The 25,612-nt window shown below is 37.2% G+C and carries 9 protein-coding genes; all 9 read left to right on the top strand.

From position 1 onward, the window contains the following. Nucleotides 1-5: 5 nt before the first annotated feature. The 9 genes from U0D62_RS04720 (at nucleotide 6) to U0D62_RS04680 (ending at nucleotide 25,326) form a co-directional block, all read left to right on the top strand. Nucleotides 6-704 carry a fibronectin type III domain-containing protein gene (locus U0D62_RS04720; protein WP_322194174.1) on the top strand — a complete coding sequence of 233 codons (699 nt, stop codon included), beginning with the start codon at nucleotides 6-8 and terminating at the stop codon, nucleotides 702-704. A 151-nt stretch (nucleotides 705-855) separates the two neighbouring features. Then, nucleotides 856-3,762, top strand: coding sequence for a triple tyrosine motif-containing protein (locus tag U0D62_RS04715; protein ID WP_322194173.1), 2,907 nt, complete (start codon nucleotides 856-858; stop codon nucleotides 3,760-3,762). A 226-nt stretch (nucleotides 3,763-3,988) separates the two neighbouring features. Beyond that, a complete protein-coding gene (locus U0D62_RS04710) occupies nucleotides 3,989-7,981 on the top strand; it encodes a M60 family peptidase N-terminal accessory domain-containing protein (protein WP_322194172.1) in 3,993 nt (1,330 codons plus the stop codon). Between the two features lie 133 nt (nucleotides 7,982-8,114). Then, the gene (locus U0D62_RS04705; RefSeq protein ID WP_322194171.1) at nucleotides 8,115-11,891 is read left to right on the top strand and encodes an immunoglobulin-like domain-containing protein; all 3,777 of its coding nucleotides are present in this window, start codon (nucleotides 8,115-8,117) and stop codon (nucleotides 11,889-11,891) included. A gap of 271 nt (nucleotides 11,892-12,162) precedes the next feature. Next, a complete protein-coding gene (locus tag U0D62_RS04700) occupies nucleotides 12,163-14,670 on the top strand; it encodes a tail fiber domain-containing protein (protein WP_322194170.1) in 2,508 nt (835 codons plus the stop codon). Nucleotides 14,671-14,674: 4 nt separating this feature from the next. Further along, the gene (locus U0D62_RS04695; RefSeq protein ID WP_322194169.1) at nucleotides 14,675-15,550 is read left to right on the top strand and encodes a hemagglutinin protein; all 876 of its coding nucleotides are present in this window, start codon (nucleotides 14,675-14,677) and stop codon (nucleotides 15,548-15,550) included. Between the two features lie 232 nt (nucleotides 15,551-15,782). After that, the gene (locus U0D62_RS04690) at nucleotides 15,783-19,619 is read left to right on the top strand and encodes a WD40/YVTN/BNR-like repeat-containing protein (protein ID WP_322194168.1); all 3,837 of its coding nucleotides are present in this window, start codon (nucleotides 15,783-15,785) and stop codon (nucleotides 19,617-19,619) included. A 306-nt stretch (nucleotides 19,620-19,925) separates the two neighbouring features. Then, the gene (locus U0D62_RS04685; protein WP_322194167.1) at nucleotides 19,926-22,211 is read left to right on the top strand and encodes a hypothetical protein; all 2,286 of its coding nucleotides are present in this window, start codon (nucleotides 19,926-19,928) and stop codon (nucleotides 22,209-22,211) included. 88 nt (nucleotides 22,212-22,299) lie between these two features. Continuing rightward, the gene (locus U0D62_RS04680; protein WP_322194166.1) at nucleotides 22,300-25,326 is read left to right on the top strand and encodes a T9SS type A sorting domain-containing protein; all 3,027 of its coding nucleotides are present in this window, start codon (nucleotides 22,300-22,302) and stop codon (nucleotides 25,324-25,326) included. The last annotated feature ends 286 nt before the right edge of the window (nucleotides 25,327-25,612 follow it).

Below are 25,612 nucleotides of genomic sequence, written 5' to 3'. Positions count from 1 at the left end.
TAAAGATGAAATATATATATATCCTAATATTCAGTTTACTATTTCTTTCTGCGTGCAGTAATGAAGATTTCCCAGATGAGGTTATTCAGGTTCCTGATATAGAGAATAATTTTCCTTCGATACCAGGATTGGTATTTCCGACAAATAATTTGGTGTGTACCAACTTTAATTTAGAATTTAAGTGGAGTACGGTGATAGATATTGATGGAGATGCTATTGCTTATCAAATTGATCTGGCTTATGATAATACGTTTTCCAATATATTATTCTCGGTTACTACTTCAGAACCTACCTGGGTTTTTACTCTTGAAAAAGGAACTACTTATTTCTGGAGGGTGAAAGCTATTGATAGTGAGCAAAATGAAAGTGAATATTCTGAGGTACAGTCTTTTTTTACAGAACCCGAAGCTGGAGTAAATACCATTCCATACGGACCAGAAATCATATCCCCAGCATTACGAACAACGGTGTCTGGAAGCGCAGTAACTTTAGACTGGAGCGCAACCGATGCCGACCAAGATCCATTACTGTTTGATGTATATTTTGGAGATGTTAACCCTCCTCCTTTAGTATCAGAAAACTTACAAGGATCTACTTTTGATGTAAATATATCATCTGATACTACATACTATTGGAGAGTTGTAGTAAAAGATGATAAACAAGGAGTTGCTATAGGTAGGGTATGGAATTTTAATACAAATTAAAATTATCAAGTAATACAACTTTGGCGAGCCCTTTTTGATTTGATAAGCTACTCTTCTAATGCACTAGGAAGAGTAGTTTTTTGTGAATTAAAGGATTGTTTTAAGTGATGATAATATATTGATATTACAAGAGCATTCTTTTTATGTTGAAATGAGAAAAATACCTAGTCTTTGTATATGTTTATTCCTTTTTAGTTTTCTCTTAAAAGGACAGGGAACCGTTATTCCTGAATGGTTAACTATTGAAAACGGATTATCACAAGGTTTTGCGGCCTGTCTTATTCAGGATGAAGAAGGGTTTCTTTGGGTTGGAACCAAAAATGGTCTGAATCGTTATGATGGTGAACAGATTGAAATATTTACCAATGATCCTAATACATCTTACAGTTTGGTAAATGATAGTGTTTTGGCATTATATGATGATCATGGGTTTATGATGGTTGGAACAGAAAAAGGATTGGACCTATATCATAAGGCTACCAAACGTTTTTATAGAATCCCTCTTTTAAATGATGATAGCAACCCTTCAATTTCGGAAATCATCAAAGATTCTTTAGGACAATATTGGGTGACAGCTTTTAATAATTCGTTATACAAATTAACTCTAGGCGAACAGTTTTACAAAAAGCTTTCAGAACCGAAAAAAGCTGTATCTTTTATTAAAACTCAAAAACTTCCATTTACAGTATACCCTCCTTTTACCTGTACTTATAATGATAAAGTACTTTTTGTAAAGATTGATCAGAAAGAAGGTTACAAAAGAATATTGTCCACATTAGATATCCAAACGGGAGCAGTAAACACATTGGATGCTGAAATTTTGAGCAAACATTCAAACAGAATTAAATATATTATTATCGATGATTCCATAGTAATTTCTTTCTGGGGGTTGAATTTATTATATGTGATCAATTCAGAAGGAATACGAAAAATGACTACTGATTTTAATATCAATCTTATTTCTTCTCTAAATAATGGTAGTCATTTATTATTTGATACCGATACCAATTATCTCATTTTTGATAAAAATGTTCTTTCTCAAAACCACCTAACCAAAAAAGAAGCTACGGGTAATATTAAGGGAATCAAAACTTTTCATAATGATGCAATTGTAGATCATTCAGGGATTAACTGGATTGCTACCGCAGGCTATGGAATCATGAAAATCAGCCCAAGACAATTTGCCATTGAAACACATTTTGAAGGAAAATCGATTTATGCTGTTCCTTTCATTTCAGGGCAAGGAAATATGTATATAGGAAACCCTACAACTAATGAAAATCTATTCTTGGTTAAATCAAAAGATGAGGTTGAAAACCTTAAAAAACTAATCGCGCAAAATCATAATACACATTTTATCAAAGATAAATATGGAACGACTTGGGGAATGCTTATAAAAAATGGCATCTATACTTTGGCCAGGATCGATGAAGGGATACCTGTGGATCAACAGGTGTTAGGTACAGCTCCCAATCTTGAAGCTCCTGTTTTAAAATATGATGAGCAAACGCATAGTATATTGATTATAATTGATACCAGGCTTTTTGTATACAGTATAGAAAAGAAAATATTGAACGAATATAATTTTACTGATCAATTTAATGTTCCGCCTTTACGTTATGATGTTGTTAGAACCTATAATAATCATTATTGGATAGGAACCAGTAAAGGGTTATTAGAAGGATTCCCTAATACGAAGGGTTCTTTGGATTTTAAGGTTTGGAATACCTCTAATGGTTTACAGCACGATCACGTGGCTAGCCTATTGCCAGATTCAAAAAATAAAAATATCCTTTGGTTTGGTACCAAAGGAGGAGGATTACATAAGTTTAATTGTAAAGAAAGTTCTTTTGATTATATAAATTCAAAAAACGGACTCCCGAATGATGTCATTTATGGAGTATTGGAAGATGAGGAAGATAAGATTTGGATGAGCTCCAATAAAGGAATTATAAGTTATGATAAGCAAACCAAAGCTATCAGAAATTTTACAAAAGCTGACGGATTACAAAGTGATGAATTTAATACATATGCTTATACCAAATTTCAAGATGGGAGAATGGTATTTGGTGGGATCAATGGTCTTAATATTTTTCACCCAAAAGACTTCGGCGAAAATATAAACCTACCGAAAACGTGGATTACGAATTTCAAAATAAATAACAAAAAAGTAAATATCCATAGTACATCAAATATGCTTACCAAAGCCATTGAGCATACTTCTGAAATAATAGTGCCATATGCGCAGAATAATATCGAATTAGAATTTGCAGCTATAGAATTTACTGCCCCAACAAAAAATCTATTTTCTTATTATCTTGAAGAAGCAGAATCTCCCTGGACACATATAACTACTGAAAACAAAGCCAATTATTTAAACCTTGCTCCTGGAGCATACACTTTTAAGATCAAAGCTGCTAATGGAGATGGTGTCTGGAGTAAAGAAATAAGAAGCTTAAAAATTAGAATTCTGCCTCCTTGGTATAGAACTTTTTGGGCATATTTAGTATATGTTCTTATGGGTATTGCATTAATTTGGTGGTTTATAAAATTCAGAGAAGACCGTATCAAAAAGCGGCAGCAAATAGAACAAGCCGACTTGGAAAACAAATTATTGAAAGTAGAAATTTCGTATAAGCAAAAAGATTTGATTGATTTTGCAGCTGCTATTTCAGAAAATCAGAAGTGGGATGATTTTTTGTTAGAGAAGCTTCAACAAATTAGAAACTCCAAGGGAAGAACCAAGGGAAAATATTTTGATCAATTAGAAGAAGATATCAAAAATAGATCCTTTATTGAACAAAATAGAATAGATTTTCAGGATAGAATAGATCACCTGAATCATCAATTTTATCAGACATTATTGCATCAATTTCCCAAACTTACCAAGACAGAACTTAGGTTATGTACATTGATTCGTTTGGACTTATCCACCCATGATATTGCCTTGATGCAAAACATAACCGTTGAATCGGTTTACAAGAGCCGAAAACGCCTCAGAAAAAGACTACAAATTGCTCCTGAAACTGATTTGAATGTGTTTTTAAAGCAATTTTAAAAATGATACATAAAATACTGATTGTTAGGTAATTAATAAGAAATCATGTAACTGTTGTCCCTATTTTGTACCTGTAAAAAATAGTAGTTTTTTCATCGTCTTATCCTACTTTCGTCTTCGATCCCAAATCAAGTAATCCAAAGTATATCCGGAAAAATAAAATAGGGTATACGTAGTGTTAATTGTACTAATAATAAGTTAGAAAACACCCCTAATAAACCTACTTATGAAACAAAGCTACCTTACTACCCCAAGTACATTAGTTTTTCCTTATGTGATTTTGATGTTCATGACCACCGGGCTTTTGGCTCAGGTAGTCAACCATCCCTTAGAGGGAAACTTGAATGATACCGCAAATAATGTAAGCGGAACATTTCTGGAATGGAAAAATACTTTTCCCACTCCCAATTATGTTGCTACTCCTTCAGGAGGACAAGGAATAGATCTTGCACATGATCAATATGTTTTGCTAGACAATTCCTTTCAGTCATTAATAGTTAGTGATGATTCTTTTGAGATAGAGATTGATTTTAGGTATACCTATGCAGGTACCGGTAATGGACGTAAACCTATTTATGGTTCTAAACCTCCAGGTAATGCAAGTGCTGGTTTGGTACTCAATGCGCTTAATAATAACGCAACTACATTCAATATTTTTATAGGATTCGCCGATGATAATTTTGATGAGTCTTCTTTTTTTAAAGTAAATCCTTTTCCTCTTAATAAGAATGAAGAAATTAATATAAGTCTAAAGATAGATTATCAATCAAGATCCTGGTTTTTTAAAGCCAATGATGTATATAATTTTGGTTTTTTTTCAGAGGGTTTTGATATGGATATCTTTAGAAATACCCTTCAAAATCTTCCTGCTTATATAGGTTGGCAAAAAGATCATGGGTGGGATATGGAGTTTCATAACTTTGATGGAACGATGATCATCGATCAGTTTAAGTTGCACGTTCCGGCAAGACCCGGAGACATTAGTGCATTACAAACTGCTTTGCAACAAATGACAGATCATATACTTGGGAATATCAGTTTAACTCAAGAAGAAAAGGATACGCACACTAATACTATCATTGTCAATTATCAAAAAAATTATACCAATGCCAAAACCGAAATAGATAATTATTTGGCGGCATTTGAAGCCAATTATGATGCGTTATTTACTAATCGTGCGGCAACACCTAGCTTGTCGAGTTTGCTTAATGAACAGCGTATAGCCTATTTTTTAATGCAAGATATCTTTGATAATGAATTTGTAGCAGGAAATATAGCAAATGTGGCAGGTATGAGCTTTAGAGAAGGAAGTATTTATCCTGGTCCCGTAAGCAACGCTGCGCCACGTGTTACTAATGCTCAGGTAGCAATACAAGCAACCTATTTAAAAGACCCGGGAATACAATTGGTACATGGTCATCATGGGGTATTACGTCCTACAGGATATTATGCTGCCCCCGGAGAATTAGTAACGGTAACTGTACCCGCAGCTATGGTTAATCAAGGAATAAAAATTGTAGCAGGAGCTCATATTAATGAAACTTCTCTTGCCGGTATGCAACGTTTTCAGCGTATTTCTAAAGCAATTGAAATTACATCTACAACAACACAAATAGCAAATCCTTTTGGAGGAGCAATATACTTTAGAATTCCACAAGAAACCACCGCAGGTTGGCAAACAGTAACCATCAACGGAGCAGTAAAAGCACCTTATTTCAGAATGGTAACGGGTCAACCTCAAAACGTAAGTCAATGGATCACTGATCTTACGAATGCATACGTTCCCTGGGCAGATATAGAGTCTGATAAGATGATGTTTACATTACCAACGAGTATGGTCGGTGTTACTGATGTCACAGATGTGATGCTTAAGTGGGGTGAGATGATGGATCTGGTAAATACAGTAGCTGGAAGACCTTTGCATCCGGTTCGAGCGGAGTACGTTCAAGTGGATTGTTCAGGAGGTGTAGGATCTGCTGGATATCCTAAACGCATGCATGAAAATACTTTCGATAAGGCATTGCCATCCACCTATTGGAATCCCTTACGAGTACTAGAATCTGATTTTGTAGAAACCAATCGAGGATTTATTTTTCATGAATTAGGTCATAATATGTTATTCCCAATCCCTAGAGGACATGCTGAAACGGTGGTACAAATGTTTTCGGTGCCAAGTTATTTCGTGTTAAGCAATGACCTGGAAAAATCAATTAGTTATGCCGAGGATGAAACTTATGGAAGAGATACCGGAGCAATTGCCTGGATGATTACTCCAGAATTTAGAAATAATAGTGCTATGCTAGATGAGCATGCTAAATATCAAGTACGAGGTGGTGTAAAATGGTTTGATATCGTAGATATGTTTAGTTGGGAAGATCTGGGAAAGTTGAATAAGTTTTTTTATGATAAATGGACAGCCGAAGGTGGCTCTCCTCTAGGAGATACACATGTGACTGATTCTGAATATTTACAGGCTGCTACAGAACGTATTGGGTTTAATATGACTCCATTATTAAATTTTTGGGGGATGATACCAACAGCTAACGAAATTAATACCTACGCGTCTTATCAGGCGAGTTGTAAAATATATGATCGCTTATTACATTATAAGAGTTTAGTACCTAAAACACAAGCTGAATTCTTGCCTTGGCGTGATTTATTATTATCAGAAGTAGATCCATATCACCATGCAGAAATCAACGATATTTATAACAATTATAATGTTCAAAATATAGGTAATCAGATTCTTACGCAGATAGATAACATTATTGCAACCTATTACCCCAATGGAGAATGTAATCCACTACAACTTACGTTTACTGTGGATGCAAGTGACACTACGATTACTATACCAACCGACACCAATACTTATACATATAACTATAGAATAGATTGGAATGGAGATGGAGATTATCAAGATAGTAATGAGACGACTCCTTTTACCGGAAATGCTACCCATGATTTTGGAGCAGCTGGAACGTACACAATTAATCTGGAAGGTAGGTTCCCAACCATTTACTTTAATAATGGTGGTGATAAAAATAAGATCACCTCTATTGATAATTGGGGAGGAATGCAATGGGCATCATTAAGAAATTCTTTTTACGGATGTTCCAACTTAACTATTTCTGACCAGGCAGGTGCTCCTGGATTGACTAATGTAACATCTATGTTACGGGCGTTTAGAGCAACTGGAGTGAATACTACTGGAAACTTAAATGATTGGGATGTGAGTAATGTGAGAGATTTTAGAGCAATGCTTAGGGACGCTACGGCTTTTGATCAAGAGTTAAGCAATTGGAATATCAGTAGTGCCACAGCGATGAATAATATGTTCTCTGGGGTTGCTATTTCCACATTGAATTATGATAAAACCCTGATCGGTTGGGCAACGTTAAGTACAGGAGAAACACAAATCCCTACAGGGATTAATTTTCACGGAGGGAATAGTAGTTATTGTACTTCGGAACCTCAAAGAAATCAATTGATGGCTACAGCAGGAAATGGTGGGTTTAGCTGGACAATTACAGATAGTAATATAAAAGCATGCGGAATAAAAGTATCACCGATTGCCTTTTTGCAAGGAACTTCTATAAATCCGAATACCGGAGAAGAAAATTTAATGCGAGATGATCTGAGAATTGCTGGATTATTGCCAACTACGAGTCCATATACTGATGGATTGAATTGTAATACGAGTGTTTTTAATGCTGTAGGAAACGATGCTATTGTAGATTGGATTTGGTTAGAACTTAGAGATGCAAATGACGTTAATACCATAATCAATGGTCGATCTGCACTTTTACAGCGTGATGGCGATATTGTGGAAATTGATGGGACTTCACCAGTAACATTTCAAATCAGTCAAACTCAGGGAGATTATTATCTAATGATCCAACACAGAAATCATTTAGCAATCAGAACTCAAGCGCCTGAATCTTTGACATCAAACCCTATCATTATGGATTTGAGCATAGATCCATTAAAAGTAGCTGGAGGAGTTAATGCACTTCAGTTAATGTCGAACGGCAAATATGCAGTGATTGCTGGTGATTATGATGGTAATGGACAAGTGCAAAATGCTGATGTCAATCAAATTGTACAATTATTAGGAGGTTCAGGTTACCACAAAGCAGATACAGATCTGAACGGACAGATACAGAATACAGATATTAATAATTCTCTGAACCCTAATCTGGGCAAAGGAGTACAGTTCTAACCTTTTATCGAAAAAATAAAAATAAAAATAGGGTATCTCAAAACTTAGCTGTACTAACTGAAACCATACATAAGAAACTATTGAAATTGATAAAAAATAAATAATCCTTAAAACCCCCTCAAATACATACAATATGAAACACAATTATTACAGATTTATCAAGAACTTAACATTGGCACTAGCTCTGATATCAGGATTGATTAGTGTCCAGGCACAGGATATCCATTTTACCTTTGCCAATGCCCAAAACACCAATGATGGAACAGATGATTTCTACGAAGTAGATGTATTGATCGAAAGTACTGTAGATTTTAAATTAGGATCAGGTCAGTTGTACCTGAACTATAGCACAGCTGCTTTTGGGACAAATGTATCTGCAGGTGGAAATATAGAATATACCCAACCTAATGGATCTATTTTAGGACAAACCAGTGGTCCTTTCCCAATCTACACTAGCTTTATTCAAAATGATAATACAACCTCAAGAGTATCTTTATCATTTCAACAAGGATTAAGTGCGGGCGCTATTAACCCTGAAAATGTTACCAGTACTCCAACTGTTTTATTCCACATAAAAATTAAGTATGTTGATATAACAGAGGATCCAATGATAACCTTTGAGACTGGAGCAGTGTTTTTAGATCAGTTTTTCACAGCTTGTGGTCCCTCTTCTGTCACTTTTCCTAATTGTACCAGCGAACCAGGAGTACAATTGGTAAATGATACTTTTGATTCCTCGGGAGCAGAAATTGATACAACACCTCCTGTAATTACTTTGACAGGAGCAAACCCCCAAACTATTGAGTTGGGTGCAGGATATACAGAATTAGGAGCGACTACCGATGATGGATCAGCTGTAGTAATTGATGACAGCGCTTTTGTAGATGCAGTAGGAAGTTATAGTGTAACTTATAACGCAACCGATGCATCCGGGAATAATGCTGTAGAAGTTACAAGAACCGTAAATGTAGTAGATACCACTGCGCCAATAATTAGCTTAACCGGAGCAAATCCACAAACTATAGAATTAGGTGCTGGATATACAGAATTAGGAGCCACTACTGATGATGGTTCGGCTGTAGTGATCGATGACAGTGCATTTGTAGATGCAGTAGGAAGTTATAGTGTAACCTATAACGCAACCGATGCATCCGGGAATAATGCTGTAGAAGTTACAAGAACCGTAAATGTAGTAGATACCACTGCGCCAATAATTAGTTTAACTGGAGCAAATCCACAAACTATAGAATTAGGTGCAGGATATACAGAATTAGGAGCCACTACTGATGATGGATCAGCTGTAGTGATCGATGACAGTGCATTTGTAGATGTAGTAGGAAGCTATAATGTAACATATAATGCAACAGATGCTTCAGGGAATAATGCCATAGAAGTAACCAGAACCGTAAATGTAGTAGATACCACTGCACCAGTGATTACTTTAACAGGAGCGAACCCACAAGTGATCGAATTGGGAGTTGGATATACAGAACTGGGAGCTACTACCGATGATGGATCAGCTGTCGTAATTGATGACAGTGGATTTATAGATGCAGTAGGAAGTTATAGTATTACATATAATGCTACGGACGCTTCAGGAAATAATGCAGTACAGGTAACCAGAACTGTAAATGTAGTAGATACTACTGCACCGGTTATTACTTTAACGGGAGCGAACCCGCAAACTATAGAATTAGGTGCAGGATATACAGAATTAGGAGCTACTACTGATGATGGATCAGTTGTGGTGATTGATGACAGTGGATTTGTAGATGCTATAGGAAGTTATAGTATTACATATAATGCTACCGATGCATCCGGAAATAATGCAGTACAGGTAACCAGAACTGTAAATGTAGTAGATACGACTGCACCAGTTATTACTTTAACGGGAGCAAACCCACAAGTAATCGAATTAGGAGCAGGGTATACAGAATTAGGAGCGACTACTGATGATGGATCAGCTGTGGTGATTGATGATAGTGGATTTGTAGATGCTATAGGAAGTTATAGTATTACATATAATGCTACGGATGCTTCAGGGAATAATGCGGTAGAAGTAATAAGAACTGTAAATGTAGTAGATACCACTGCACCGGTTATTACTTTAACAGGTGCGAACCCACAAGTAATCGAATTAGGAGCTGGATATACAGAATTAGGAGCTACTACCGATGATGGATCAGCTGTGGTGATTGATGACAGTGGATTTGTAGATGCAGTAGGAAGTTATAGTATTACTTATAATGCTACGGACGCTTCAGGGAATAATGCAGTAGAAGTAATCAGAACCGTAAATGTAGTGGATACAGCTGCACCAGTAATTACCCTAATTGGAGCAAATCCACAAGTAATTGAGAGAGGAAACAGTTATACAGAATTAGGAGCGACTACCGATGATGGGTCAGCTGTGATAATTAATGATTCTGCAGTTAATACCAATGTAGTAGGAAGTTATACTGTTACATATAATGCTACGGATGCTTCAGGAAATAATGCGGTAGAAGTAACAAGAACCGTAAATGTAGTAGATACTACTGCACCGATTATTACTTTAACGGGAGCGAACCCACAAGTAATCGAATTAGGAGCAGGATATACAGAATTAGGAGCTACTACCGATGATGGATCAGCTGTGGTGATTGATGACAGTAGTTTTGTAGATGCTATAGGAAGCTATAACGTTACATATAATGCTACCGATGCCTCAGGAAATAGCGCAGTACAGGTTACGAGAACAGTAAATGTAGTAGATACTACGGCACCAGTAATTACATTAATTGGAGCAAATCCACAGATAATTATTCAAGGTAACGCATATATAGAACTGGGAGCGACTACTGATGATGGATCAGCTGCAGTACCCGATGCTTCTTCTGTAAATACAAACGTAATAGGGAGTTACAGTGTAACCTATAATGCTACGGATGCTTCAGGGAATAATGCAGTAGAAGTAATCAGAACCGTAAATGTAGCGGATACAGCTGCACCAGTAATTACCCTAATTGGAGCAAATCCACAAGTAATTGAGAGAGGAAATAGTTATACAGAATTAGGAGCGACTACCGATGATGGGTCAGCTGTGATAATTAATGATTCTGCAGTTAATATCAATGTAGTAGGAAGTTATACTGTTACATATAATGCTACGGATGCTTCAGGAAATAATGCGGTAGAAGTAACAAGAACCGTAAATGTAGTAGATACTACTGCACCGATTATTACTTTAACGGGAGCGAACCCACAAGTAATCGAATTAGGAGCAGGATATACAGAATTAGGAGCTACTACCGATGATGGATCAGCTGTGGTGATTGATGACAGTAGTTTTGTAGATGCTATAGGAAGCTATAACGTTACGTATAATGCTACGGATGCTTCAGGGAATAATGCAGCACAGGTAACCAGAACAGTAAATGTTGTAGATACAACTGCGCCAGTGATTACACTTGTAGGAGCAAATCCTCAGGAGATTGTAGAAGGAGGTATGTACGTAGAATTAGGAGCGACTACCGATGATGGATCAGCAGTTTCTATTGATGCTTCAGCAGTTAATACTAATGTAATAGGAAGCTATACAGTAACATATGATGCAACAGATGCATCCGGGAATAATGCAATACAAGTAACCAGAACTGTAGATATAGTTCCTCCGTTAAGTATTGATGATAACAAATTAGAAGGAATAAAACTATATCCAAACCCGGTATCAGATCAATTCGTTGTATCAGGAATTTCAGAAACGGTAGATAGTGTAGAAATCTACACGATTGAAGGTAGATTAATTAAGCAGGTTAACAAATATAATTCAGAAGCTATTAATGTTTCGCAACTTCAGGAAGGAGTGTACTTAGTACGAATTACTTTAGGAACTGCTGTCAAAACAGTGCAATTCTTGAAAAAGAGATAATTAAGAATGCTCTAATAAGTGATGTTTAGAGAAAACCGCCGACCTGTGTCAAATAGGTTGGTGGTATTTCCAAAAATAACATAACATCCCCCTAGTCATGAGAAGAACAATAGAAAAATACAGGTTGATCCTAACCTTAATGGTTTTATATACTTTGATATTTCTAACAATTTTAGAGATCGTCAAGGGATAACAATATATTGAGGTTGTTCCATAACAGCCTCACATAACTAAATCTACAAAGTCAGAAAAACATATAAATCTATATAAGATGAAAAAAAATATAATCTTTTTAATAGCTACGCTGTGGTATGGGATTGGATTTTCCCAAACCTTTAATTACCAGGCGGTAGTAAGAGATGCAGCAGGAGATCCTGTTGTCAACCAATCAGTTGGTGTGCTAGTAAGAATTATAGAAGGAAGCGCAGGAGGAAGCGTTGTATATAACGAAGCACATACAGTAACCTCCAGTGATCAAGGGGTAATTACTTTCCTCGTTGGAGGAGGAACGTCGGGAGCTAATTTTCTAGCAATTGATTGGAGCAAACAAAATCAGTGGATCGATGTTCAGGTAGATATTACTGGAGGAACAACTTACGTATCCATAGGGACTTCAAAATTACAATTTGTACCATACGCGATGTATGCGTTAAATAGTAATAATGCCACCAACGCAGGCCCTTTTGATTATACTGCGGGTGTAGTAAGTAACAGTAACGGTAATATTCAGAGTGATGATTTTGTATTTGGATCTCCTCAACTGGATGGTAATGGTCTTTTTAGTCCTGCTTTAAACAATCGTATGTTCTTTGATAAAAGTAAAGCAGCTTTCCGTGCAGGGTATACACCGCAGGATGAATGGGATGAAGCTAATGTCGGTCAGTATTCGGTAGCATTTGGAGAAAGTGCTATGGCAAGTGGGACTAACTCATTTGCTATGGGACGTAATGCCAATGCCACAGGTAATGAAGCCTTTGCTTTTGGTACTAATGCAGGTGGTTTTGGAGATTTTTCAAGAGGATTAGGAGTAACTGCACGAGCTCATGGAGACTATGCCACTGCGATTGGGAGACAGGTAATTGCCAACTCAATGGCTGAAATTCAATTGGGTCAATACAGTACCTTTGTTTCCGGTTCTGCAAATACCTGGGTGCCAACTGATCGTTTATTTGTAATTGGTAATGGACAAGAAGATATTAACCTGGCCTTGAGTAGTGATGCTTTGGTAATGCTGAAAAATGGTAATACAACCTTAAATGGGATGTTAACTATTGATGGGGACAATCAGGGAGCAGGAACTTCATTTACATTTCCAGGACAAGATGGTACAGCTAATCAGATTATGCAAACAGACGGATCAGGAAATCTAACCTGGGTAACTCCAGCGGCAGATGCGATCCCAAATGGAGGAAATAATGGAGAGGTACTTTCTACAGATGGTTCTGGAAATTTATCCTGGATTAGCAATGATATATTACCAGCTGGAGGGACCAATGGATTTGTACTAAGCACAGATGGATCTGGAAACTATGCCTGGACTACCTCTGATGACGCCGATGCCGATGCTACTAACGAGATCGAATTACCAGTAGGAGGAAACAACGGACAAGTTCTTGCTACTGATGGTAGTGGTGTATATAGTTGGGTAAATCAACCTGCCTTACCAGTTACTGTATTTTCCACGGTGAATAATGTAACTAGTAATGCACCAGGAGATACTGCTACAGATGATTTTGTATTTGGTAGTACACAGATTAATGACATTACCGGAGCCAATGACAATTCAAGGATGTTTTTTGATAAGAGTTTATCAGCATTTAGAGCCGGATTAAACATTGATACCTTTACAGGTTTTGAACAATCCAATCTAGGACAAGGTTCTGCTGGTTTTGGAGCTAATAATACAGCTAGCGGATGGTATTCTGCAACTTTCGGGGTTCTTAATAATTCCCAAGGGTTATATTCTTTAACCGCAGGAGATAGTAATACAGCTTCTAACACTGCTACTGTGGCTATGGGTAGATCAAATACAGCTTCAGGAGCATATTCGGTTGCTTTAGGAATTGGAAATACAGCTTCAGGATCAAGAACTGTAACTTTGGGAAATAATCTTACAGCAGAGAGTGCGGGACAGGTTAGTTTAGGATATTTAAATACAGCAGCAACTGGAGATCCAAATGCTTATATAGAAACAGATCGTTTGTTTGTAATTGGTAATGGTGTATTTGATATAAATGGTCCCGTTAATTCTGATGCATTAGTAATGCTTAAAAACGGAAACACAGCATTTTCTGGGAATGTTGGCGTAGGTACTACTACACCAGAAACCACCTATGCATTGAATGTAAACGGAGACTTAAATTATACCGGAAATTTAACTAATATTTCAGACCGTCGTTATAAAAAGAATATTGAATCTTTATCAGGTAGTTTGGAAAAAATCATACAAACAAAAGGAGTTCAGTATGAAATGAGAAAAGACGAATTTCCTGATATGAAATTTGCGGATGGTACCCAATACGGTGTAATTGCACAGGAAATCGAAAAAATCTTCCCAAACCTAGTATCTACAAATGATAAAGGATATAAAAGTGTAAACTATACAGGATTGATTCCAGTGTTAATAGAAGCATTTAAAGAACAACAACAATTGATTCAACAACAGCAATCTGAAATAACCGAATTAAAGGTTGAAGCTACTGAAGTTTCTAATTTAGAAAAACGCCTTCAGGCATTAGAAGCTGTTGTAAAAAGTCAGGTAACGTATAAAAAGAATTAGTAATATGAAAAGATTATTTCTTACCCTTATAGGTGTTTGTACATTTTTAGGGACACAAGCACAAAGCATAGAAAGACAAGTAATCAGTTCAGGAGGTAACACCATCACTAATGGTGGTGTTACTCTTGACTATACTATAGGAGAACTTGCGGTTACCACCATTACAGATGGTACCACTACCTTAACTCAAGGGTTTCAGCAGGCTACCTTACAATTAGCGATAAAGATCAATCCAATCGTATTCTTACAAGGTGCAGCTGTCAACCCCAATACGGGTGAGGAAAGTTTGATGCGTGATGATTTGAGAGTGGCAGCAACAATACCTACTACATCACCTTATACCGATGCGGCAACTACTTTGGCTACTGTTTTTAATGCAACAGGAGCCAATGCTATTGTAGATTGGGTATGGGTTGAGTTACGTGATAAAAATGATGCCAATACGGTACTTGCTTCCAAATCAGCGTTATTACAGCGTGATGGAGATATAGTAACTACTGATGGCACATCAGATCTCGAGTTCGAATTACCTGAAGATAACTATTATGTAATGGTATCTCACCGTAATCACCTGGCGATTCGTTCAGTTAATACTGTAGCCTTATCATCCACAGTAGCTACCTTGAATTTTAGTACTTCTAGTTCGATAGCTCAGGGAGGCTCCAATGCCGTTACTGACTTGGGTAATGGAGTATTTGCTATGTTAGGTGGAGATTATGACGAAAACGGACAAGTACAGAACTCAGATGTTAATGCTGTAGTAGTCTTATTAGGTGGATCCGGATATTCGTTGGCAGATATGGATATGAACGGACAGATCCAAAATACGGATATCAACAATGTGATGAATGCTAACCTTGGAAAAGGAGAACAGTTTTAGGTAAATAATGCGGATGATGGATAAGAAAATTTACGTCGGTCAGAGTGATTTTCGATAGGAAATTGTATCGAAGACTAGTAAATTTTCTTATCATTTTTCATTTTAAACACAACCAAAAAACTTTGTGGTAATGCTGATATAATTTCCTCAAATAAGATCAAACATCTTTTTATTGTTGGTGCCGATACCCTTTTTTAAGGCATATATAAAAAGTACCCCAAATAATAAACTTATGAAAAATAGTATTCTGTTGATAATGTTATTGAGCGGCACTATCGCTATGGCTCAATTGAATTCTACTGCTCCATGGATGCAACAAGTCCAACAAAAAAAGAAAAATGGAAAGCCTACTTTTTCTGATGTACAACAAGCATTTAATACATATTGGAAAACCCATGATAAAGATGCTAAAGGAAGTGGATATAAACCGTTTAAACGATGGGAACAATTATGGGGGAGACAGGTAAAAACCGATGGAAGTCTTCCTACAGGAAAAGATTTATGGGAAGCCTGGGAAGCAAAAAAACGTTTTGGTAAAAACACCAAAAATGTTGCAATGACAGACTTGAGTAATTGGCAACCTATTGGACCTTATAATCACGTACAAGCCAATGCTCAACCATCTGGACAAGGTCGTTTAAATGCTGTGACTATTGATCCTAACAACAGTAATACCTGGTATGTAGGTTCGCCTAATGGTGGCCTTTGGAAATCAACAAACGGTGGAGGTAATTGGAGCCCAATGACAGATGAGTTACCACGAGTTGGTGTATCGGCTATTGCAGTAGATTACAATAACTCTAATGTAATTTATATAGCCACAGGAGATGATGATGCTGATCAAACACCTACGATCGGAGTGATGAAATCAACTGATGGAGGAGTTACCTGGAATCCAACAGGACTAAATGTAAATACCCTGGGAAACGTTACCCAACTAAGTGAGTTGTTTATAGGTCCCAATAACTCAAATAAATTAATATGTGCCTCTAATCAAGGGGTTTTTACTTCTTCAGATGCAGGAGTTAGTTGGTCTCAAACACTCATCGGTAATAACATTAGAGATTTGCGTATAAAACCTGGAGATGCTAGTATTGTTTATGGGGTAAGCACAACAGCTTTTTATCGATCTACAGATGGTGGATCCAGCTTTACACAGATAACCAGCGGAGTTCCTACCAATACTGGAAGAATGGTAATTGATGTAACTCCGGCAAACCCGAATTATGTCTATATTTTTAGTTCTGATGCTACTGACCAAAGAGTACATGGAATTTATCGTTCTAACAACAGCGGACAAAGTTTTACAACCAGAAACGAAGATAGTTTTACCATCATAGGGAACTACCAGGTTTGGTATAACATGGCGATGGGGGTTTCTGATACCAATGCAGATGAGATTTATGTAGGAACATTAGACGTATGGAAATCTACCAATGGCGGTCAAACCTGGAATAAGTTAAACCGTTGGGATCAATTAACAGAAGCGTATACCCATGCAGATATCCATAGTATTCGTGTAGTGAATGGAAAAGTATTTGTGGCCTCAGATGGGGGGATTTATTCAAGTGATAATAACGGAGTTAATTTTCAACCGCATTACCAAGATCTGCAAATAGGAGAGTTTTTTAATGTAGCTGTAGCCCAAGGTAATCCAGGAAATATTTCAGGAGGTTTACAAGATAATGGAGGTTTTGGAGTTGGTGTCAACGGAGAATACAGAGCCTATCACCCAGGAGACGGAGTAAATACATTAATCACCCCTACCGATGATAATATGTACTACGGCCTTATACAAAACGGAGATATACTATATGTGTCTCATCGTGGAGACGGTCAGTTGGCACGAGTATATCGACCTTCGAATGCAGGAGCTGGTGTTTGGGTACCACCTTTATCCGCTGATGCTAATGGAGATGTATATGCTGCCTGGAGCAATTTATTCAAATTAAACCGAACAAACTATTCCTGGGAATTAGTAGGCGATCTTGGGGGATATACCGATGTACTGGAGATAGCACCTTCAGACCCGAATCGAATCGTTTCCTCTAGTCATCAAAATATACGGGTAAGTAAAGATGGAGGTCAAACCATTGATTTTAATATCAATGCCGTAGGAAATTCTATTGCTGGTATTGAAATCCATTCCACCAATCCGGATATGATGTGGATCACAACCGATGGAAATGGTGCTAACAAAGGAATTCATAAAACTATTGATGGAGGACGTACCTGGACAGATATCACCTATAATTTCCCGGTAGCAACAGAATACCCTGAGGATATAGTGCATCAGCCAGAACATTCTCAGAACCCAATATACGTATCCACAGACCTCGGTGTATATAGATTGGATGATAGTAGTAATTCCTGGGAGCCTTTTATGAAAGGATTACCAAATACCAAGATTGAAGATTTAGAAATCAATATCGAAGACCAAACCTTAACAGCAGGAACCTATGGACGTGGAATATGGCGCACCTCGATTCCTGTAGAATTGCTTCAGGAAGATATTCGTTTGGCTAAAATCGTAAGTCCACAAAGTTCGGATTCGAATTGTGGAAGTATCAATCCTCAAATTAACGTTCGAAATAATGGAATCAATACCATAAACTCCATAGATATCACCTATACAATTGATGGAGGAACACCAGATGGAATTACCTGGACCGGTACATTGACTTCTAATCAGGAAATAGCAATCAATCTTCCAGAGTTGAAACTTCCAGCCGGAACCTATCAATTAACAGTCAATATCAATTCTTCTAACGATGAAAACGCTACAAATAATCAACGTTCGCAAACATTTACTATCAATGCTACAGGTGCTTTAAATGCTACAAATACTTTTGAATCCGCATCAGACAATTTAATTGTTCAGGGCGGTGTGTGGCAACGAGGGGTTCCCACAGGAAACCGATTAAACACCGCCAGTAGTGGTACACGAGTTTATGGTACCAATTTATCAGGAAACTATCCATCTGGAACAAACGCATTTCTAGTAACCAATTGCTTTGATTTTACCACAATTCAAAATCCAGTACTGAAATTTCAAATGGCTTTTGATTTGGAGACCAATTGGGATTGGGCCAATGTAGAATATACTACTAATGGAGGACAAACCTGGAATACCTTAGGTCGAAAAACTAGTCAACCCAATTGGTACAATAGTGATTTAGACGGTAATAATCCCAATGGAGATTGTTATGGATGCCCGGGAGCACAGTGGACAGGTCGCAATACAACACTAAGGCAATATGCATATAACTTTGCTACCAATGCCGCTAATGGAGAAACAGATTTAACAGGAGCTGATCATATTTCGTTTAGAATTAAGTTGTATTCAGATAATGTAACTAACCGTGAAGGAATGGTAATCGATGACCTTGTGATAGAAGGAATCGATGTTACTACAAGAATACGACCCATTGCTTTCTTAGAAGGAGCGGGAATGAATCCGGTAAACGGAGAAGAAAACCTAATGAGAGATGATCTGAGAGTATCTGGTATTGTACCTAACACTTCTCCTTATACTGATGGTTTAATTGTGCCTTCATCTATGTTAAATACAGCTGGACCTGATGCGATTGTAGATTGGGTTTGGTTAGAGTTTAGAGAGGCTACCAACAAAACCAATGTAGTGGCAAGTCGTTCAGCATTATTACAACGCGATGGGGATATCGTAGAGGTAGATGGAAATCAGGATTTAAAACTTGATTTGACAGCAGGAGACTACTTTTTAGGGATTAAGCATAGAAACCATCTGGGTATTGTTTCGGCATCTACCTACTCCTTAACAGCAACTACCACAACCGTAAATTTAAGTATCGATACATCCTCTATCACAGGAGGGGCAAATGCAGTAGTATTACTCAATAATGGACGCTATGCGATGATTGCAGGAGATTATGATGAAAATGGTCAGGTACAAAATTCAGATATCAATCAGATGATACAGCTATTAGGTAATAGTGGTTATCACAAGGCTGATATGGATATGAATGGCCAGATACAAAATACAGATATTAACAATCTAATGAATCCAAACCTTGGAAAAGGAGAACAATAAATCAATACCTATACATAAAAATAGGGTAAAACATAAGATTACTGTATTAGATAAATATAAAAGTAAACCCGTGTGTATTTTAAAATATTCACATTAAAAAAGCGTCAATTCGAGTGTTTTGTCGTAGTAAAACGAAGACAAAATGTATCGAGAATAGATTTTTTTGTTCAAAACCCTATTCTCGATAGTTCTGCTGAGCTTGTCGAAGTACACTTCTTCCTTTGGTCGAAGCACTCGAATTGACGGATTTAGAATCAAAAAAATCAAAATGCACAACAGATAGAAATAAATAAAAACTATTCTAGAATGAAAAAAAATACCCCTTTCATCATCTTGTTATTGTTAAGTACCTTAGGATTTTCTCAATCCTTTAATTATCAGGCAGTCATAAGAAATGCTGGCGGAGATCCCGTTGTAAATCAATTTATAGGAGTTCAGGTCCAGATTTTAGAAGGAGTTGGACCCGATACAGTAGTATATACCGAAACTCATACAGTAATTTCCTCTGCTCAAGGAATTATATCTTTAGTCGTAGGAACTGGAACAACTTCAGAGATCTTTAGTACTATTAATTGGAACCTGCAAAACCAATGGATTGGTATTGCTGTAGATATTACTGGCGGAACTACGTATACCAGTATAGGAACGACTAAACTACAACAAGTACCCTATGCACTATTTGCAGCTAATTCTGGAGATAAAGTATTTACTACAACAGCCAATGTTACCAGCAATACTCCAGGTGATATTGTTAATGATGATTTTGTATTCGGGAGTACACAATTAGATAATGATCCAACGACCATAAATGATAACAGCAAAATGTTCTTTGATAAAAGCAAAGGAGCTTTTCGCGTAGGAAAATTGAGAGATCTTGATCCTCAGGATCCGGAGGATAATGAACCTGGAGATCAATGGGACGATGTGAATGTTGGAGAAGAATCTATAGCTCTGGGAAATTCAACTGCAGCTGGTTTTAATGCTATTGCCATTGGAAACCTTAATAATCTAAGTGCTACAGCAGAAGAATCTGTGGCTATAGGAAGAGGAAATACAATTACTAGTCGAGGAAGTTTGGCTTTAGGACAAAGCAATACGATAGATTATTCTGGTTCCACAGCAATTGGCGCTTCTAATACTTCTTCAGGATTAGGAGCTACAGCCATTGGTTTTGCGACCCATGCGGGCAGTCTTGCAGAAACAGCTATCGGTTTGAATAATACGGAGATAAACGGTACAAAGGACTCGTACCAAAGTACAGATCGCCTTTTTGTAATTGGTAATGGGATATCAGTTTTACAAAGAAGAGATGCATTAGTGATGCTAAAAAATGGAAATACTACCTTAAATGGTTCATTAACCATTGATGGAGATAATCAAGGAGCTGGAACATCATATACCTTACCCACGCAAGATGGTACTGCCAATCAGGTGATGACCACCGATGGTTCTGGAAATGTGTCTTGGACAGCAGCGAGTGGGGCATTATCTACAATTTCAAATGTTACAAGCAATGCAAACGGAACAATTGCAACAGATGATTTTGTGTTTGGTAGTACTCAATTAGGAGATACGGGAAATACAGATAACGATAGAAGACTATTTTTTGATAAAAGTAAAGGAGCTTTTCGCGCTGGTATAGCAGAAGGTAATGAATGGGATGATGCAAGTATTGGAGAATTTTCTATTGGATTAGGTAGGCGTGCTAGCGCTAGTGGTGCAGCTTCTGTGTCGTTAGGTACATTTACCAGTGCTTTAGGTGATGAATCTGTGGCTTTAGGTTATGCAGCTTCCGCTCTTGGCTTGCGTTCTGTGGCTATAGGTTATAGAACACTTGCACAGTCAAAAGAGCAAATTACTATAGGAACACATAATACTATAGTCTCTGGAGATTTGAATAATTGGGTACCTACAGATAGACTCTTTGTTATAGGTAATGGAGATGCAGATAGTAATGGTGGCGGTAGCTCCTCAAGAAGTGATGCATTAGTGATGCTAAAAAACGGAAATACAACCTTAAATGGTTCATTAACGATTGATGGTGATAATGCAGGAGCTGGAGTAGGATATACATTACCGTCACAAGATGGCACATCCAACCAAATTATGACTACAGATGGTTCGGGTGTTGTAAGTTGGGCTGATGCGCCAACATCTGGAACAACCTTACCAGCGGGAGGAACTAATGGACAAGTGCTACAAACAGATGGTGCCGGTAATTACAGCTGGACAAATAATACAGAAGCTTCTGGAGCCTTCACAGCTTTGACCTTAAATGCTATCGAAGGCTGGGAATATTACAATGCTGCTTTTGGCGTAACCAACTTTCAGGACCCAAGATATAGAAAAGTAAATAACATTGTCTATCTCGAAGGAATGTGTAGAAAGAACGCAGCCATTAACAATGCAGATACTATTATGACCTTACCGGTTGGATTTCGCCCTACAAAAACACGCATCTTTTCCGTCGAGACAGAGAATGGATCTATACGTGTTGATGTTAATGCCAATGGAACAGTGTTGGTCGCTACCGGATTTGATGTCAATCAAAATTGGGTATCCCTGGATGGAATAACCTTTAGTGTGGATTAAAAAAAATAGGGTATTTCAAAACTTAGTTGTACTAGATACAGCACAGAATTACTATAAACTTAATCAACATTCTTAAACCCCTTTCATTATGAAAAAACTATTATTTTCTTTAGCAACAATTCTAATCACTGTATACGGTTCGTATGCTCAGTGTGGACCAGGAGAAGATACAACAGTACCCGTATTTGGAAATGTCGGTGATGGAACCATGGCAAATCCATTTAGAAACTTATTACAAACTACTGTAGGTAGTGTACCCAGTGGTATCTATTATTTTAAGTTTAACAGTAACACCTTTCAAGGTGTTTTAGACAACGATACCGATGGTGGAGGTTGGTTGATGGTTCTCAACTACGTACATCTTGCAGGTGATAACTCTGCATTACAAGTGCGAAATACGGATCTTCCGTTATTAGGCTCTTCAACCGTTGGAGATAACGAAGCAGGAACCACCAATTGGGGACACATGGGTAATGCGCTAGCAGCTGCTATAGATTTTGAAGAAGTGCGTTTTTATGGCGAAACTACAGGACATACCCGTATTATTAATTTTAAAACGTCTTATGCTAATGGATTAGACTACCTTAAAACAGGTTTAGGTAACTTTGCAGGAATCAATATTCCTAGCAATTTCACAGCATTAGTAGGACATACTGCTAATATTCCGGCTCAGGCTATAAATGTGTTTTCAAGCCAGGGTGATAATGCTTTAACTGAGTTTCCATTTTGGCGTAGTGGACAATTCCATTGGGGAATTCGTGGTGGAGGAACTAATGGAAGCCGTTGGGAAGTGGACGATAATGCGGTAAATACACAAAGTACCATTCATCGTGTTTGGGTTCGTGGTGATCTTTCGCCAGCTGGTGAAACAATGCTATCAGCTACCTTAGACAATACAGGTAACGTAACAGTGAACCCAACAGACTTTGGGTTTGCACTTTTAGATAATTGTAGTGCTGAAGCAAACATAAACTTAAGTCTAAGTCAAACAGATTTTACCTGTGCAAATATTGGGGACAACACCATACAATTTACTGCTACCGATGAGCAAAATAATAGTATCACCATTGATGTAACGGTAACGATTGTAGATTCCCCACCAGTTATAAATGTACCTCCGCCAGCACCTTTTTTAAATCTTGAATTGGATAGCAATGGAGCGCTAACAATAGATTTAGCAGCATTAAATGCAACAGTTACCGATGATTGTGGCATTATGAGCACGACTATTAGTCGAACAGATTTTAATTGTAATGATACAGGATTTAATTCGGTAACAATTACTGCTACAGATGTAAATGGAAATGTAACAAATGCTGGGGTAAATTTTAATATTACAGACCCAATAGATCCAATAATTCAGTGTGTAGCACCTTTTTCTATAGAATTAGATGAAACAGGTAATGTAACACTTCTACCTGCTGATCTATTAGAGAGTTTTACTGATAACTGTTCAATTGGAGCAATTTCTTTGGACAAATCAGTATTTACCTGTGCAGACATAGGCGATAATTTAGTAACATTAACCGTAGAAGATCAAGATGGTAATGAAGCAATATGTACTACTACTATTACGGTAACCATACCAGCTTGTCCAGGAAACGTAACTTTACAGGCAGAAACAGATGCTTGTGGTATTACCTACAATTTTCCTTGTGCAACAAACCAAACTTCAGGCCCCGCGAGTGGGACCTTTTTAGCTGTTGGAACAACCAATACATTTACCTATGATACGCTGGATAATATGGGAGCTACGGTATCTTGTAATTATGATGTGACTGTGGTAGATCAAGAAGGGCCTACTTTTAGTACTCAGGATCAGACCTTGGTTTTGGATGCAGCAGGAACAGCATCATTATCAGCAAATGATTTATTAGGTTCAGACCCATTAGCAGCTGATTACACAGTGGACCAAACAGGAACATTAAATAGAGAAGATATTTCAGCTACAGGTAAAAGGATATTCCTTTTTGATGATGAGGTATCAATAGCATTACCGATTGGTTTTGAATTTGGATTTTACGGAAATATATATAATGATTTTTATATCTCTTCTAACGGATTTATCACTTTTACAGCTAATAGTGATGATGGATGTTGTGAAGGGCAAGTACTTCCGGACACTACTGAACCAAATAACTTAATTGCTTTCGATTGGGATGACTATGATCCAAATGAAGGAGGAACTATTCGTTATGAAACTATAGGTACGGCACCAAACCGAATTTTAATTATAGATTTTGATAATGTAGCACATGTTGATGATGCTTTGTTTACAACCACAACACAGGTAAAACTTTTTGAAACCTCTAACCGTATTGAAATTCATGCAACAAACATTCCAGACTTAGCATATAATAAAACACAAGGCCTTGAAAATATAGACGGTACTGCAGCAATTATAGTACCTGGACGAAATGGAGTGGAGTGGTCTACTACAAATGATGTTGTGGCATTTATACCAACTTCAGGAATCTTAGATGGATGTGGTGTAGATACACTGGTAGCTTCACAAACAGATTTTGATTGCACGCATTTAGGAGCAAATATCGTGACGCTTACTGCTACTGATCTTAACGGTAACGTTTCTATGCAAAACGCAACAGTCACGATTACTACCACAGATACAACAGCCCCAGTGATTACACTAACAGGAGCTGATCCTCAAGAAATCGCGCAAGGAGATATATATGTAGAATTAGGAGCTACCACAGACGATGGATCTACAATAGTAATTGATGACTCTGCTGTCAATACGAATGTAATAGGAAGTTATAGCGTAACCTATAATGCTACAGATTTGTCTTGTAACGATGCAATAGAAGTAATACGAACAGTCAATATAGTACCCCCATTAAGTTTGGAAGACAATATATTAGCTAAAGGAATCACGGTATATCCTAATCCAACTGGTGGGTTGCTTTATATTGATTCCATAGAAAACCCTATGGATACCATCGAAGTGATAGATATGAGCGGTCGTATAATTAAAAGTATAGAACAAGACGCAGTCAGTCGTTATCAGTTGAATACTTCTAATCTTGCCAGAGGTGTGTACTTTCTGAAAATTACTTCTGGAAATCAAGAAGCCATCCAACGAATTACTAAAAAGTAATATGTTCGATGTAATTATTGGTTTGTTTTATAATAAATGCTGCCGGGGATTTCTTTATCATTAAAAGAAATCTTCAGCAGACTATTTTTAGTATTATTTGATTTTACAAGACCTCGAGTATAAGAGATATTATAATTCATCAAAAAATAAACACACCATAAATATTTTGAGTTGTGAATACTTATTACAGAGATAAGGGGCTGTGGTAAGATTTAATTTTACAACTATTGACCACCCAATTTTTTGGGTGGTTTTTTATATATCATTGATTTTTTAATTCTTTATT

Source organism: Aquimarina callyspongiae (genome assembly GCF_034322225.1).
Taxonomy (GTDB): domain Bacteria; phylum Bacteroidota; class Bacteroidia; order Flavobacteriales; family Flavobacteriaceae; genus Aquimarina.
This window is presented reverse-complemented; position numbering and strand designations above follow the sequence as displayed.